Source organism: Aquimarina sp. Aq78, from assembly GCF_900299525.1.
GTDB lineage: Bacteria > Bacteroidota > Bacteroidia > Flavobacteriales > Flavobacteriaceae > Aquimarina.
Window position 1 is genome coordinate 197,871 of the sequence record NZ_OMKA01000031.1, and the last position, 16,795, is coordinate 214,665.

Consider the following 16,795-nt stretch of genomic DNA (forward strand, 5'->3'; position numbering starts at 1 on the left):
TTATGAGAATTAACACTAAGTATTGCTACGTATCACTTTTTTTAATACTAACAACTTTTGGTTGTAAAACAAATGAAAAAGAAGGAGAAACAGCTGTCATTAAGGAAGAAAAAGAAATTAAAAAGAGTGTAAAACCCATAGTTATTTCGACCTGGAATCATGGTATTGCAGCCAATGATGAGGCATGGAAAATATTAAGTAAAGGAGGGAATGCATTGGATGCAGTAGAACAAGGAGTACGGGTAACAGAAGCAGATCCAAAAAACCAAAGTGTTGGGATAGGAGGGTTTCCTGATAGAGAAGGTAATGTCACTTTGGATGCTTGTATAATGGATCATAATAGCAATTGCGGAGCCGTATCTTTTTTGCAACATATCAAACACCCTATTTCTGTAGCTCGAAAAGTAATGGAAGAAACACCACATGTTATGTTAACCGGTCAGGGAGCATTGCAATTTGCATTAAATCAAGGGTTTGAAAAAGAAAACTTATTAACTCCAGAAACCAAAAAAGCATACGAAGAATGGTTACAAAAATCTGATTATAAGCCGGTAATAAATATCGAAAACCATGATACGATAAGTATGCTGGCTCTAGATGAGGATGGAAATATATCAGGAGCGTGTACAACCAGTGGTGCGGCCTGGAAAATGCATGGAAGAGTGGGAGATTCTCCAATAATTGGAGCCGGTTTATTTCTGGATAATGAAGTTGGAGCAGCTGCAGCAACAGGTTTAGGTGAAGCTGTGATACGTACTGCAGGAAGTGCTATGGTAGTAGAATTAATGCGTCAAGGGAAATCCCCTGCAGAAGCATGTAAAGAAATAGTAGAGAGAATTTATAAAGTACATAAAAACCATAAAGATCTTGAATACCTTCAGGTTGGATTTATTGCATTAAATAAAAATGGAGAATATGGTGGGTACAGCCTTAGGTCAGGTTTTAATTATGCCGTAAATGATATAGAAAAAGGAAATAGATTAGAAGATGCTCCGTTTAAAATGGCTTGGGAAAATTAGAAATGAAGGTGGTTTTAGATAATACTAGCCCAGGTCGATTAAAGATAAGTATAACAAGGTGTTCAGATTAAATCAACACAAAAACCATATTATGATGAAACAACTCACAATATTCATAGCCATTCTATTGGTATTAGGTTGTAAAACCAATGAAAAGAGAATATATACAGAGGAGGATATTAAAATCATTCCTAAACCAGAAATGATTAAAATTAATCCTGGAGTATTCGAATTTAATGAAAATACTAAGTTTTTTATTTCAAATAATATATCCAAAGAACCGATTCATGCCTTAAAAGAGAACTTTAAAACAGCAGCAGGATGGGATTTAATGATAACAGAAGAACAGCCCAAAAAGAATTATGTAGTCTTTACAATTGACAAAACCAGTAAACCAGAAGCATATGAGCTTAAGATAGATAACAATCGTATAGAAATCAAGGCAAATAGTCCATCAGGTTTTTCATATGCAATACAAACAATACGTCAATTATTACCTCCCGAGATAGAAAGCAAAGCTAAATTAGAAAATAAAACCTGGGAAATTCCGAATGTAGAAATTAAAGATACCCCTCGTTTTAAATGGAGAGGATTAATGTTAGATATCTCTCGTCATTTTTTTGATAAAGAATACATCAAGGAGGTAATTGATGGTTTAGCTATGCATAAGATGAATGTGTTACACCTGCATCTGGTTGATGATCAGGGATGGCGAATAGAAATAAAAAAATACCCAAAACTCACCGAGATAGGGGCATGGAGAGTAGATCAGGAGAATTTACATTGGAATGCCAGACTACCTGTGAAATCAGAAGATAAAGGTACTTATGGAGGTTTTTTGACTCAAGAAGAATTAAAAGAAATAGTTCAATATGCACAATCTAGAAATGTAGAGGTTATACCCGAAATAGAAATGCCCGCTCACATATCTAGTGCGATTGCCGCATACCCACATTTATCATGTTTTGAAAATCCAATAGGAGTACCCTCAGGTGGAGTTTGGCCAATTACAGATATATATTGTGCAGGAAAAGAAAGTACGTTTACTTTTTTAGAAGATGTATTAGTTGAGGTTATGGAAATATTTCCTTCAAAATATATACACATAGGTGGGGATGAGGCGACTAAAACTAATTGGGAGAAATGCCAGCATTGCCAGAAACGAATAACAGAAAAAGGATTGCAAAACGAAGAAGAATTACAGAGCTATTTTGTAAAACGAATGGAGAAATTTATAAATTCTCATGGTAAGAAATTAGTAGGTTGGGATGAGATTTTGGAAGGAGGATTAGCTCCTGATGCTACTGTAATGAGTTGGAGAGGCGTAAAAGGAGGACTAGAAGCTGCAGCACAAGGACATGATGTAGTCATGACACCTGGAACTCATTGCTATTTTGATCATTATCAAGGACCACAAAATGAAGAACCATTAGCAATAGGTGGATACACACCATTAAGTAAAGTATATCAATTTGATCCTGTAGTAGATTCAATGACAGAAGAAGAAGCTGAGCATGTGCTTGGTGGGCAAGCAAACTTATGGTCAGAGTATATCTCCACAGAAGAACACTCCCAGTATATGATTTACCCAAGATTAGCAGCCTTGTCAGAAGCAGTATGGAGTGCTAAAAATCAAAAAAATTGGGATGATTTTTCAAAAAGAATTACCAGTATGTTTCAACGGTATGAATATTTAGGAATTAATTATGCTAAAAGCTCTTATTTAATACGACCAGAAGTCGAAACAAATTTAGAAAAGAAATCAGTTTCATTAACACTACAAAGCGAATACATTAATGCAGATATACGATATGTATTGAATAATAATAGATTAGAGGATACTCCTGTTAAATATGAGAAACCAATTATATTAACCCAAACTACAATAGTTAAGGCATCAATATTTAAAGAGAACAAACCGATTGGTAAAGTATTTCAGGACACCATTGTATTTCATAAAGGAGTAGTCAGTAATGTAGTGTATACTATTCCTTATAGTGATCGATATACGGGAACAGGAAAATCTACATTGGTAAATACTCTAAGAGGAACCAAAAATTTTCAGGATGGGCAATGGCAGGCATGGTTAAAGGATGATATGGAAGTGATCATAGATCTTAAAAAAGAAGATACCATAAATCAGGTAATTGTTGGATCAATGGAACATCAAGGCCCGGGAATATATTTCCCGGTAGCAATAGAAGTTTTTACAGGAATAGACGGAAAAGACTTTAAAAAAGTAGGAGAAGTAAAACGATCCTATGCGGCTAATTCTATTATTGAATTAAAAGACTTTAAAATTAATTTAGAAAAGCATGTTGCAAGATTTATTAAAGTGAAAATAGCAAATTTAAAAGAAAACCCAAGAGGAGGAGATACCTGGTTATTTATAGATGAAATTTTAATTAATTGATATTTTAAGGTGAATCAGATGAAATATATAAGAACGATTTGCATGCTTGTTTTGTTGATTACAGGAAATCTGATAGTTGCACAAAACGAAAAGCCAACAGAAAAAGAACGATTATCCTGGTTTGAAGATGCCAAACTAGGAATATTCATTCACTGGGGATATTATGGCGTGAATGGAATAGCAGAATCCTGGTCATTATATCACAAAAAAATCTCATATGAAGAGTATATGAAGCAGGGCAATGGATTTACAGCTAAACAATATGACCCTGTAAAATGGGCTAAACTGTTTAAGAAAATTGGAGCGAGATATTCTGTAATGACTACCAAACACCATGATGGAATAGCTTTATGGGATACCAAATACAGTGATCTAAATGTTAAAGAAAAAACACCTGCTAATAGAGATTTAATAGCTCCTTATGTAGAAGCACTTAGGAATGAAGGATTAAAAGTAGGATTATACTATTCTTTATGTGATTGGTCACACCCTGATTATGATGTTGTATTCCCAAGGCCTGATACTAAAAATGATTACCCTCAAAAAGGATTGGAGAACCTAACAAGATGGGAACGTTTTGTTAGATTTTACAAAGGACAATTAAAAGAACTAAGTAATCGATATCAACCAGATTTATATTGGTTTGATGGAGATTGGGAAAAATCAAGTGAAGAATGGAGAGCGCAATCATTAAAAGACTCATTACTATCCTGGAACCCTAAAACTATTGTAAATTCTCGCTTAAAAACATATGGAGATTATAGTACTCCAGAACAAGGGATTCCTGTGGTAAGGCCAAAAGGTCCTTGGGAATTTTGTATGACCATGAATGATAATTGGGGGTATTTTCCTTCGGATACGAACTATAAGCCTTTCTCCCAGATTATAAGAACCTTTGTTGAGGTAATAGCTTCAGGAGGAAACTTACTGCTTAATATTGGAATGAAACCAGACGGAACAATTCCTAAAGAACAAGAAGAACGATTAGAAGTACTAGGAAATTGGATTAATACTCATAAAAAAGTTGTTTTTGGCACTAAAGCAGGATTGCCATATGGTCACTTTTATGGCCCTACACTACTAAGTAAGGATACTACAAAATTGTATTTATGCCTGTTTGATGAGCCTAAAAATTATATCTCTTTAAAAGGAATTCAGAATAAAATAAAATCAATTAAAGTAGTCGGAAAAGAACAAGAATTAACTTTTGTTCGAAACGGAGGAGCGTCCTGGAACAATATTCCGGGAATTGTAAGAATAGAAGTCCCTAAAAATGAAAACTTAAATACCTATGTAACTGTTTTGGAAGTAGAATTAGAAGGAGAATTGAAGTTGTATAGAGGTCATGGAAATGCTGTAGAATTGAATTAACAATAGGTGATATAGCAGGTTAATACATAAAAAGAAGTAAAAGATGAAAGGTAGACTAATATGGAGTTGTTTGATGGTGATATCAATACTATCCTGTAAAGAACAAAATATAGAAAAGACAGAGAGTAAAGAAACCGTTCTAACACAAAGTTTGGTAGATTATGTGAACCCATTAATGGGAACCGACTCAGCTTTTGACTTATCTAATGGTAATACCTACCCTGCAATTGCAACTCCCTGGGCAATGAATTTCTGGACACCCATGACTTCAAAAATGGGAGATGGATGGACTTATAAATATGATGAGAACAAAATAAGAGGAATAAAACAAACGCATCAACCAAGCCCTTGGATCAACGATTACGCAGCATTTTCAGTGATGGCTGTAACAGGAGATCTCAAGTATAAAGAAGATGAAAGAGCCTCCTGGTTTTCTCATAAAGCAGAAACCGTAAAACCATATCATTACAAGGTGTATTTAGCAGATTATGATGTGGTAACCGAAGTTACACCTACAGAGCGAGCAGCACATTTTAAATTTACATTTCCCGAAGCTGAACAATCCTATATTTTGCTGGATGCCTTTTTTAAAGGTTCTATGGTGAAAATTATTCCAGAAGAACGTAAGATAATTGGGTATTGTAGAAATAATAGTGGAGGTGTTCCAGATAATTTTTATAATTATTTTGTAGCCGAATTTGATAAAGATTTTGAAATAAATCATACCTGGGGAGATGGCTGGAAATTAGTAGAAAATTCAAAAGAAAATGAAGGGGAGCATGTGGGTGCTATAATAGGTTTTGAAACTAAAAAAGGAGAAATGATACATGTAAAAGTAGCATCATCCTTTATTAGTCCAGAACAAGCACAATTAAATTTAAACCGGGAAATAGGAAACGATACATTCCAACAAACTCAAATAAAGGCCAAAAAGGCTTGGGAAAAAGAGTTAAGCAGAATTAAGATAGAAGATGATAATTTAGATCATATTAAAACTTTTTATTCCTGTCTATATAGAGTGTTACTTTTTCCAAGGAAATTCTATGAATTCAATGAAAAGAACGAGGTGGTACACTATAGTCCATATAATGGGAAAGTGCTACCAGGTTATATGTTTACGGATAATGGATTTTGGGATACCTTTAGAGCAGTATTCCCATTTTTCAATATGATGTACCCAGAATTGAATAGTCATATAATGGAAGGGTTGGCCAATACATATAAAGAATCGGGATGGCTTCCCGAATGGGCTAGCCCTGGACATAGAGATTGTATGATTGGCTCTAATTCAACACCAATAATAGCAGACGCATTTTTAAAAGAAATTCCTAACATAGACATAGAAACTTTATTCGAAGCGATCCTAAAAAATGCAACAACATCAGAAGGACGTCCATTGTCTAATGGTAAGGAAATACGTTCTGTAGGAAGAGAAGGAATAACATATTATAATAAACTTGGATATGTTCCTTATGATGTTAACATCAATGAAAATGCAGCAAGAACATTAGAATATGCATATGCCGATTTTACCATTGCTAAAATGGCAGAAAAATTAGGAAAAAAAGAGATCGCAAAAACATTCTATGAACGATCCAAAAATTATAAAAATTTGTTTGATCCTACTACCAAACTGATGAGAGGAAAGAATGAAGATGGTAGTTTTCAATCTCCTTTTAACCCTTTAAAATGGGGAGATGCCTTTACTGAAGGTAATAGTTTGCATTATACATGGTCTGTTTTTCATGACATAGAAGGTTTGATTGAGCTAATGGGAGGGAAACCTGAATTCGAAAAGCAGCTGGATCATGTGTTTAATATGCCGCCCGAATTCGACGCTTCTTACTACGGGTTTACAATTCATGAAATTAGAGAAATGCAAATTGTAAATATGGGGAACTATGCTCATGGTAATCAACCTATCCAACATATGATTTACCTCTATAATTATGCTAATGCTGCGTATAAAACTCAAGAAAAAATACGTGAAGTGTTAACTAAGCTATATTCGGCAACACCAGATGGGTATTGTGGAGATGAGGATAATGGACAAACCTCTGCCTGGTATGTTTTTAGTGCATTAGGGTTTTATCCGGTTACCCCGGGAGTAAACCAATATGTAATAGGAAGTCCATTGTTTAAGAAAGCTGTAATTACATTAGAAAATGGAAATGAATTTGTAATCAATGCTCTAGAAAATAATCAAGAAAATGTTTATATCCAGTCCGTTTCATTAAACGGAAAAGCATATCAGAATAGTTATTTGAATTATGAAGTAATTCAGCAAGGCGGATATTTAGATTTCAAAATGGCTAATACCCCAAATAAAGATTGGGCAAACTCAAGTGAAGAAGTGCCATATTCTTTAAGTAAGGAATAGTTTTAATTATAAAAGAGACCTTCATGGATTACATCTCGAAGGCGTTATATAAAGATTAGAGAAGATGAATAGTATTGTTTTTAAAAAGACGTATTTTTTGAAGCTATGGGTAATAATTATAGTATTGTTTTTCTCTTGCCAAGAGAAGACTAAAGTAGAAAATACAAAAGAAAATAATACATCTAAAAAGTTGTCAATTGATTTTACAGAGTATGTAAATCCGTTTATCGGAACCTCAAACTTTGGAACAACCAATCCAGGACCGATTGCAGTAAGAGGAATGGCAAGTGTCTCCCCTTTTAATGTAGCAGGACAACAAAATCTTCCTTTAGAAAAAGATAGTCGTTGGTTTTCTACACCTTATGTTCACGAAAATAATTATTTAACAGGTTTTAGTCATGTAAACCTTAGTGGGGTAGGATGTCCAGAATTAGGGGTGATCCTCGCAATGCCAACCACAGGAGTAATCCAAACCGACCATTCTTTATATGGGAGCACTTATTCTAATGAAATTGCAAAAGTAGGTTACTATTCTAATGTATTGGATAAATATAATATTAAAGTAGAGACAACAGCTACAACCAGAACAGGAATAAGCAAATATACTTTCCCAAGAGGAGAATCTAATATAGTACTCAATCTGGGATTAGGGCTTACGAATGAACAGGGAGGAATGATCAAAATAGTATCTTCAACAGAAATAGAAGGAATACGTTCTGTAGGATCATTTTGTTATTATAAACCAGAAGAAGCATATCCGGTATATTTCGTAGCTCGATTTTCAAGACCAGCAGACGAATTTGGAGTGTGGAAAAAACCAAAGAAATACAAGGGAGTTGAAGCACAGTGGATGGGGTATAATGGAAAAGAAAGAATAAAGAAAGGATACACAAAAGAGGTAGTAGGAGATAGTATTGGAGGATATATGAAGTATCATTTTGAAGCCTCTACACAAGTAGAAATGAAAGTAGGAATCTCGTATGTAAGTATTGAGAATGCCAGAGAAAATTTAGAAAAAGAAACTTCAGGTAAAACTTTTGATCAAATTCGACAAGAAACCAAGGAAAACTGGAATCAATACTTGTCAAAAATTGAAGTAGAAGGAGGGAAAAAAGAGGATAAAATAAAATTCTATACGGCCCTATATCATACACTTATACATCCAAATACCTTGAATGATATAAATGGAGAATACCCTAAAATGAAAACCAGGGAAACTTTAAAAACAAAAGGAACCAGATATACTGTTTTTTCACTATGGGATACCTATAGGAATTTACATCAGTTAATGAGCTTGGTATACCCAAAACAACAATCAGATATGATCAAGAGTATGTTGCAGATTTATGATGAAACAGGGTGGTTACCCAAGTGGGAGTTAAATGCTACAGAAACAACAACCATGGTTGGAGATCCGGCAGGAATCATAATTGCTGATACGTATCTCAGGGGAATTAAGGATTTTGATGTTGAAAAAGCATATAAAGCTATGCTTAAAAGTGCAGATCAATTACAGAATAACCCACTGCGTCCTGGTATCAAAGACTATATCGAAAAAGGATATCTCACCACAAAAACAACTAATAGTGGATCAGTATCTACCACACAAGAATATAATATTACAGATTTTGCTATAGCACAGCTAGCTAAAGAACTGGGAAAAGAAGAAGATCACTTACGTTTTTCAAACCGATCATTAACATACAGGAATCTTTTTGATAAAGAATTCAATTTATTACGACCTAAAAATGATGATGGAAACTGGTTATCTCCATATAACCCTGATACCGGAGCTAATTTTGTAAAAAATCCTGGATTTATAGAAGGAAATGCCTGGCAATATACTTTTATGGTTCCACACGATATCTCGGGATTAAAAAAACTTATGGGAGGTGATCAACCATTTTTAGAACAATTACAGAAGGTTTTTGACAATAAGCAATACGACATGGCTAATGAGCCAGATATAGCATATCCTTTCTTGTTTAATTATATAAAAGGGGAAGAATGGAGAACACAAAAAATAGTCAATGAACTCTTGGAAATGCATTATAAAAATACTCCGGATGGGTTGCCAGGAAATGATGACACAGGTACCATGTCTACTTGGGCTATATTTTCGATGATGGGGATATATCCAGTTTCACCTGCCCAACCCATATATACGTTTTGTACTCCAAAGTTTGAAAAAATTACAATTCATTTAGATACAGAATATTATAAAAATGATGAGATCGTAATCACCTCTACTACCCTTGAAAAAGAAGCTTTTATAGATGCAGTTATGGTAAATGATAAAGAGTATCAGGATTATTTTATCTCACATCAGGAATTAATTAGCAAAGGAAGATTACAGTTTGTTTTGAAATAGAAGAGATTTAAACTTTTTTGATTCTGGCAAAAAATAATTGTTTTTGATCAATTAAAGTACTTTTTGCACTTCATAGTAAAGATAAACTAACTTACTATTTGATATAAAACATGAAAAATATTAATTCAATTTGGTTTTTATATCATTGGATAATGATCATATTAAATATAGAAATAACTGCATGAGAAACTATAACATGAAAATGGTATGATTTGAAAACGGTTGATTTGTCAATATCTACAAAATTTTATGAATCAATTCGATGTTATCTACCCTTTTTGAGTTGTCATTGATCGAAAAATTTATATAAAAATTAGCATTAAAGTAACATTTGTACTGTCGATATAGAAATAAATTAACTAAAAGAAGATAGTATGATTGATAAATTACTGATTTTTTTAACAATTGCGTTGTGTTTGTCAAGTAATATAACATTAGCACAAAGTAAAAAAACCGTTTCTGGTATTGTAACGGGTGAAGACGGGGTACCACTAGTTGGGGTGAATGTAATTGAAAAAGGAACATCTAATGGTACATCAACAGATTTTGATGGGAATTATACTGTTGTAGTTTCGGATCCATCGGGTATATTAATATTTTCTTCTCTTGGATTTGAAGAAAAGGAAATACCTATAAATGGGCAATCCGAAATTAAAGTATCATTAATTGGAGATACTGAGCAATTAGGCGAAGTTGTTGTTACAGCTTTGGGAATTAAAAGAGCGAGAAAATCTCTAGGGTATTCTGTGCAAGAAGTAAAAGGTGCTGATGTGTTAGAAGCAAGAGAGAATAATTTGGCAAACTCAATTTCTGGTAAAGTAGCCGGACTTCAAATTGTAAGAGGGAGTAATGGCCCAGCAGGTTCTTCAAAAATTGTATTAAGAGGAAATAGCTCTCTTACAGGAGACAACCAACCATTAATTGTAGTTGACGGAATACCAATGAACAATTTTACAGGAGCTACCGAAAATGATTTTTTTAACCCCTCACAAGATTTAGGAAATGGTTTAGGAGATTTAAACCCAGAAGATATAGAAAGCATTTCTGTGTTAAAAGGAGGAGCTGCCGCAGCATTGTACGGGTCACGTGCCGGGAATGGTGTAATACTAATTACAACGAAGACGGGAAAATCAAGACAAGGATTAGGGATAACATTTTCTGCAACTACAGGATTTCAAAGTATATTTTTAAAACCAGAAATTCAAAACTCTTTCGGACAAGGAGGGAATGGAATTTTTGAAAACCAATCGGTTTCAAGTTGGGGACCAAAAATTGAAGGACAATCAGTAGAGGATTGGGAAGGGAAACAAGTTGCGTTAAAAGCGCATGATAATTTAGACCATTATTATAACGGAGGATTTAATCAGACGTATAGTATTTCATTTCAGCAGCAGGTTACTGATGCTACATCGGTTTATTCTTCGATAAACTTTTTAAATGATGATAGTAATATCCCGGGAGCTACTCTCGAAAGACTAAACTTATTAACAAGAGCAGTATCTAAATTTGGTAAAGAAAATAAATGGACTACAGATGTTAAAGTACAATATACCAACTTAAAAGCAGAAAACAGGCCGTTAAATGGAACAAATATCAGTAACCCCTATCGTACGGTAGCTCTATTGCCAAGATCATTGAATATTGCAGAATTTGAAATGCATACAGATCAATCAAATACTATGAGATGGTATTTGGATACTAATGCAGTAAACCCATATTGGTTAACAGAGAAGAATTTAAGTGAAGATTCGAGGGATCGCTTTTTATTAAATGGCTCATTAAAGTATGAAATGACCGAATGGTTAAGTGCTGAGATTAAAGCAGGCGCCGATTTGTATACTACTAATACAGAGTCTAAATTGTATTCTGGTAGTCCTCTTTCTACTACTGGGAGATATTCTTTAGGAAAAAATACATTTATAGAAAAAAATTATAGTGCTTTACTTACGGCTTCAAAGAATAATATTGTTGGAGAGTTTGGCGGTGTATTGACTTTAGGAGGAAATTTAATGTCAAATAGAGTTAGTGGATTAAGTTCTAATTCTGGAGATCTTGAAGTTCCAAATTTATTTTCATTAAATAATGGAATAAATAATGCGACTATAGAACAAATTTTTAGTGAAAAAAAGATTAATTCTCTATATGGTTCATTACAACTAAATTATGGAGGTTATTTCTTTATTGAAGCAACTGGTCGTAATGATTGGTCCTCTACATTAAGCAAAGCGAATCGATCATTTTTCTATCCATCTATAAGTACCTCTTTAGTGTTTACAGAAATGTTTAATGAACTACCAGAGTGGTTAAATTTTAGTAAAATTAGAGCTTCATATGCTTCAGTAGGAAATGATCTAGATGCATATAAACTCTACAATTTTTATACAATAGGGAGCGATCCCAATGATAATACAACGGCTACTAGTGGTGATGTCTTATTTAACTCTGATGTAAAAAATGAATTGATTAAAACGTTAGAAGTTGGGTTTGAAGGGCGATTTTTTAATAGTCGCTTAGCTATTGATTTTGCGTGGTATAAATCTAATGCTACTAATCAATTAATAGAGCTTCCTCTAGATCCATTAAGTGGTTTTAATTCTGAAATTATTAATGCAGGTGATATACAAAATGAAGGGTATGAATTAGGGATAAGTGGAAAAATACTTGATAACCTGAAAGGATTTTCATGGGATACTAATCTTAATTATTCAACCAATAAAAATACGATACAGGAACTCACAGATGAGGTCACAAAATATCGTTTGGGAGGATTTGATAATTTATCGATCCTAGCATTTAAAGGAGGAGGTTATGGCGAAATATGGGGAACCAAATATAGAAGAGTAGAAGATCCATCTGATGTAAATTTTGGTAAAATAATTGTTGATGGAGATGGATTGCCTTTGGCAACCGAAGAGAGCTTCAATTTGGGAAATCAACAACCAGATGCTATGATTGGATTTTCCAACACATTTACTTATAAAAATATATCCCTTGGATTCTTGATAGATGCTCGTTTAGGAGGAGAAATCTTTTCAGGAACGAATCTAGCGCTACAAGAAACCGGTAGTGCTGCTGTTACAGTAGTAAATGGGGAGAGAGAAGATATTTTGGTTGATGGAGTAGTAGATGATGGTAGTGGTAATTTTACAACAAATACAGTAGCTGTTTCTCCTGAGAATTATTGGACAGCAATTACAGGTAGATCTGGTAATTTAGGGATAAATGAAGCTAATATTTATGATGCTACGAATATTCGATTAAGAAATGTAAACTTAAGGTATTCTCTTCCATCTAAATGGCTAGAAAAAATAGAAATTCAAAAGATGACATTAGGAATTTCTGCTAACAATGTTTGGATGATTAAAAGTCATTTAAATGGTGTTGATCCAGAATCAGTTTATGCAACCTCAACTAATGCTACAGGTTTTGAAAGCCTTTCATCTCCAACAACACGTAGTATAATTTTGAATGTATCGGTAAGTTTTTAAAAAATTAATGTAGTTGAATATAATTATGAAATGAACCAGAACAATCAAGTTACTTCCTAACTGAAATGTTTAATGGTGAATTCCATCTGATAATTAGAAAAAAATAAATTTAAACAGATGAAAAAAATATTAAAAAAAACAGCTTTGCTTTTGAGCTTGTTGATGTTTTCATGTTCAGATTTTGAAGAAATCAATGTAGACCCTATAGCAGCTAATGAAGATCAAGTGCAGATAGAATATTTTATAAATAATTCTATTGGAGAAGCGCAACAAGACCCACATATTGCAGAACGAGTTTTTGTATTGTATTGGAAAGATGCAGGACGAATGGATAGAATTGGAACATTATCTGAAGGATTTCAAAATGATGGATGGACTAGTGACTATTATAACAGATATGTTTCTAAATGGTTAAATGATATTAATTCTGGAATTAAAATAGCAGATGTTCATATCAATTCTGGAATAGACAAAGAATATACTGCTAATTTGAAGCAAGTCGCAAGAATTTGGAGAGCGTATGTTATGAGTGAAATGAGTGACAATTTTGGACCTATCCCTATTCAGGGTTTTCAAGGAGAAAACCCCGAATATAATAGTGTAAAAGATGTGTATTATTACCTTTTGTCTGAGCTGAAAGAGGCCGCAGCAGAATTAGATGTCTCAATTATTAATCCAAGTGGATTAGAGAAACTTGACCCTGCGTATGGATATGATTATACCAAATGGAGGAAATATGCTAATTCATTAAGAATGCGTTTGGCGATGAGATTATCTGAAGTAGATCCTTCTAAAGCACAACAGGAGTTTGAAGATGCGGTGAGTGACGTGTATATAGCATCTTTAGCAGATAATTTTGAGGTTCAGGAAGTAGATGGGTGGAATTCTTATACTGGAGTAATGACTAGACAATGGAACAACCAGTATTTATCTCCGACTCTTAATAATTTAATGATCGGTTTAGGAGGTATAACATCTCAGGATTTATTGCCAGTAGATAAACATACGAATATAAAACCAGCTAATTATATCGGATTAAAATTTGAAGATCATTTTACAACAATGACCAATGATCCTTCTGCGGGTTTTTGGTTTGATGGATTACACAGTAGTATAGACCCGAGAGCGTATGCGATGTATAAAATCCCTGGAGATTTTGATGATCCAGATTTTAATACATACCCTTCTTGGTCTGATGCTGCAACTACAACTAAGAGAGATTTACTTGATGATACAGACAATGTTGTTGTTGAAATAGATGCTGCATTTACCTGGAATGCTCCGACTACCGGTGATTGGGGAGCTAAAGGTTCAAAAAATGGATTACGATATGCGGGTACATTACCACGTTTATCGAATAAGTATAGAGATAGTGCTGCCGAACGTATATTTTTTGCTTCATGGGAGTCTTATTTCTTAATTGCCGAGGCTGCTGTAAGAGGGTGGAACGTCCCAATGAGTGGTCAGGCAGCTTATGAACAAGGAATTAACGAGAGTTTTACTCATTTAAATGTTTCTTCACATGTAAGCTCATATTTAAGTTCTCAAGATTATAATAGAGTGGGAACCTCTGTAAGTTGGGGACATGTTATAGAGCCACCTACAAGTATCTCGATGAATTATATCGATGGCTATACAAGTACCCCGGGATCAGTTAGTGTTAACTATCCAGAGAACACAATTTACAAATCTGGTACTGTAAAAAATGACCTATTAACCAAAATTATTACACAAAAGTATATTGCCCAAACACCATGGTTACCCCTAGAAGCATGGAGTGATCATAGAAGATTAGGTTTACCATTCTTTGAAAACCCGGCCGTTGAAAATCTATTACCAGATTTACCAGCATTAAATAGTGGTAATTTCATGACTAATAGTGTGAAGTTTTATGGACAAAGGCTAAAATATCCTTCTGATTTCCCTAATAATGTACCAAATGGATATCAACAAGCTGTTAATCATTTGGGAGGAGATGATACTGTACATACTCCTTTATGGTGGGCTAAACAAGAATAAAACTATTGGTTTGAATGTATTTCTCATAGTGTGATTTTTTTGATAGCAATAACTAGCCCTCCTATATAAAAGGAGGGTTTTTAAAGAAGTTTTTTTTGCTCTATAACTTAATGAATTGTTTGAAAATGATCGGTTGAGGAAACATTAATTAGTACGATAAAAACAGAAAAATGAATAAGTGAATTTGAAAAATCTAAGAACTTATTTAGATAAGATTTTGTCAATTAAAACAGCATAGGGTTTTATCGAGTTTTTTCATAACCCATTTTATAAACAACAATTATCAATAGTATGCCAATATTGTCAAGTTACAAACCCACAAAATCAGAAAGACAAAACAATTACAATAAACCCTTTTTTGCGATTATTTTTTTGTTTTTTTTATGGGGGTTTATTACGGTTATGAATGATGTGTTAATTCCTCATTTAAAGGCAGTTTTCGAACTTAGTTATTTTCAGGCTGCATTAATACAGTTTGCTTTTTTTGGAGCCTTTTTTATCATTTCTCTTATTTATTTTATTACTTCAGTAAGTATAGGAGATCCCATTTCTAAAATAGGATATAAAAACGGAATTATTATAGGACTTATATTGTGTGGAATTGGTTGCTGCCTTTTTTACCCTGCAGCTAGTTATCAACGATATGCTATATTTTTGGGAGCTTTGTTTGTTCTTGCTTCGGGAGTAACAATTTTACAAATTACAGCCAACCCATATGCGGCTATACTAGGGAAACCAGAAACTGCACCAAGTAGACTTAATCTGGCACAGGGGTTCAACTCTTTTGGTACTACATTAGCTCCAATTGTAGGTGCAATACTTCTATATAAGGTATTCTCTGATGGCGAAATCACAGTAGATTCTTTAAAGATGCCATATCTAATATATGGAAGCCTGTTTTTTGTATTAGCCATTATCATAAAATTTGTGAAGCTACCATCTTTTATCAATAACGAAAAAATTGAAAAAGGACTTGGAGTATTAAAATTTAGGCATGTTGTTTTGGGAATGTTTGCTATCTTTTTTTACGTGGGTGGCGAAGTATCTATTGGAAGTTTTTTAATAAATTTCTTTGGCTTGGAAACCGTTATGGGAATGAAAGAAGCCGAGGCAGGAGTATTTTTATCGTACTATTGGGGAGGTGCTATGATTGGAAGATTTTTGGGATCGGTGTCTATGAGTGGAATCACTAGCACAAGAAAAAAATACCTCCTAATGGCTTTGTTATCGGTGCTTTTCTTTTTTGTTCTTTATTTTATTACTGCAATAAAGATTGAGGCTGGTACATTTTCACTACAATTTTTATCATTCTCCAAGATATGGTTATTTGTGGTTTTTCTAATTAGTAACTATTTGTTTTTTCTAATAGGAGGCACTAAACCGTCAAAAGTATTAACCTTATTTGTGGGAATAATTATAGTATTATTATTGGTCATGATCTTGTGTAATGGGGAGATCGCTTTTTGGAGTGCAATTGCAATAGGAGCATTTAACTCAATCTTATGGTCAAACATATTTACTCTAGCGATAAAAGATTTGGGAAAGTATACAAGTCAGGCATCCTCATTATTGGTAATGATGATAGTTGGAGGAGCATTAATACCATTATTACAAGGTGTAGTAGCAGATTATATAGGAATTAAATTATCTTTTTTTATACCTGTAATATGCTATGGATATTTAATTTTCTACGGTTTGGTTGGATACAAAGTAAAAAACACACTTTAAAAATAT

The 16,795-nt window shown here is 33.6% G+C and carries 8 protein-coding genes; all 8 read left to right on the top strand.

Translation table 11 applies throughout. The annotated features are described in order from the left end of the window. Nucleotides 1-8 precede the first annotated feature (8 nt). Nucleotides 9-1,019 (top strand): isoaspartyl peptidase/L-asparaginase family protein, encoded by a 1,011-nt coding sequence (locus tag DG435_RS24010; protein ID WP_106790884.1) that lies wholly within the window; start codon nt 9-11, stop codon nt 1,017-1,019. Between the two features lie 91 nt (nt 1,020-1,110). Then, on the top strand, nt 1,111-3,432 hold the full coding sequence (locus DG435_RS24015) for a family 20 glycosylhydrolase (RefSeq protein WP_369872393.1): 2,322 nt from the start codon (nt 1,111-1,113) through the stop codon (nt 3,430-3,432). 18 nt (nt 3,433-3,450) lie between these two features. After that, the gene (locus DG435_RS24020; RefSeq protein ID WP_106790797.1) at nt 3,451-4,803 is read left to right on the top strand and encodes an alpha-L-fucosidase; all 1,353 of its coding nucleotides are present in this window, start codon (nt 3,451-3,453) and stop codon (nt 4,801-4,803) included. Between the two features lie 43 nt (nt 4,804-4,846). After that, complete coding sequence (locus tag DG435_RS24025; protein ID WP_106790798.1) at nt 4,847-7,183, top strand: GH92 family glycosyl hydrolase; 2,337 nt, start codon at nt 4,847-4,849, stop codon at nt 7,181-7,183. A gap of 64 nt (nt 7,184-7,247) precedes the next feature. After that, nucleotides 7,248-9,554, top strand: a complete 2,307-nt coding sequence (locus DG435_RS24030; RefSeq protein ID WP_106790799.1) for a GH92 family glycosyl hydrolase — start codon at nt 7,248-7,250, stop codon at nt 9,552-9,554. 374 nt (nt 9,555-9,928) lie between these two features. Next, nucleotides 9,929-13,042 (top strand): SusC/RagA family TonB-linked outer membrane protein, encoded by a 3,114-nt coding sequence (locus DG435_RS24035; protein ID WP_106790800.1) that lies wholly within the window; start codon nt 9,929-9,931, stop codon nt 13,040-13,042. A gap of 117 nt (nt 13,043-13,159) precedes the next feature. Further along, nucleotides 13,160-15,061, top strand: coding sequence for a SusD/RagB family nutrient-binding outer membrane lipoprotein (locus tag DG435_RS24040; RefSeq protein WP_106790801.1), 1,902 nt, complete (start codon nt 13,160-13,162; stop codon nt 15,059-15,061). Nucleotides 15,062-15,352: 291 nt separating this feature from the next. Then, entirely contained in the window at nt 15,353-16,789 is a 1,437-nt protein-coding gene (locus tag DG435_RS24045; RefSeq protein ID WP_106790802.1) for an MFS transporter, read from the top strand. Nucleotides 16,790-16,795: the final 6 nt, after the last annotated feature.

Bases quoted from the DNA above. Each gene is read 5' to 3' on its own strand.
- DG435_RS24025 (WP_106790798.1), top strand. From the start codon at position 4,847: ATGAAAGGTAGACTAATATGGAGTTGTTTGATGGTGATATCAATACTA.
- DG435_RS24040 (WP_106790801.1), top strand. From the start codon at position 13,160: ATGAAAAAAATATTAAAAAAAACAGCTTTGCTTTTGAGCTTGTTGATG.
- DG435_RS24030 (WP_106790799.1), top strand. From the start codon at position 7,248: ATGAATAGTATTGTTTTTAAAAAGACGTATTTTTTGAAGCTATGGGTA.
- DG435_RS24045 (WP_106790802.1), top strand. From the start codon at position 15,353: ATGCCAATATTGTCAAGTTACAAACCCACAAAATCAGAAAGACAAAAC.
- DG435_RS24035 (WP_106790800.1), top strand. From the start codon at position 9,929: ATGATTGATAAATTACTGATTTTTTTAACAATTGCGTTGTGTTTGTCA.
- DG435_RS24015 (WP_369872393.1), top strand. From the start codon at position 1,111: ATGATGAAACAACTCACAATATTCATAGCCATTCTATTGGTATTAGGT.
- DG435_RS24020 (WP_106790797.1), top strand. From the start codon at position 3,451: ATGAAATATATAAGAACGATTTGCATGCTTGTTTTGTTGATTACAGGA.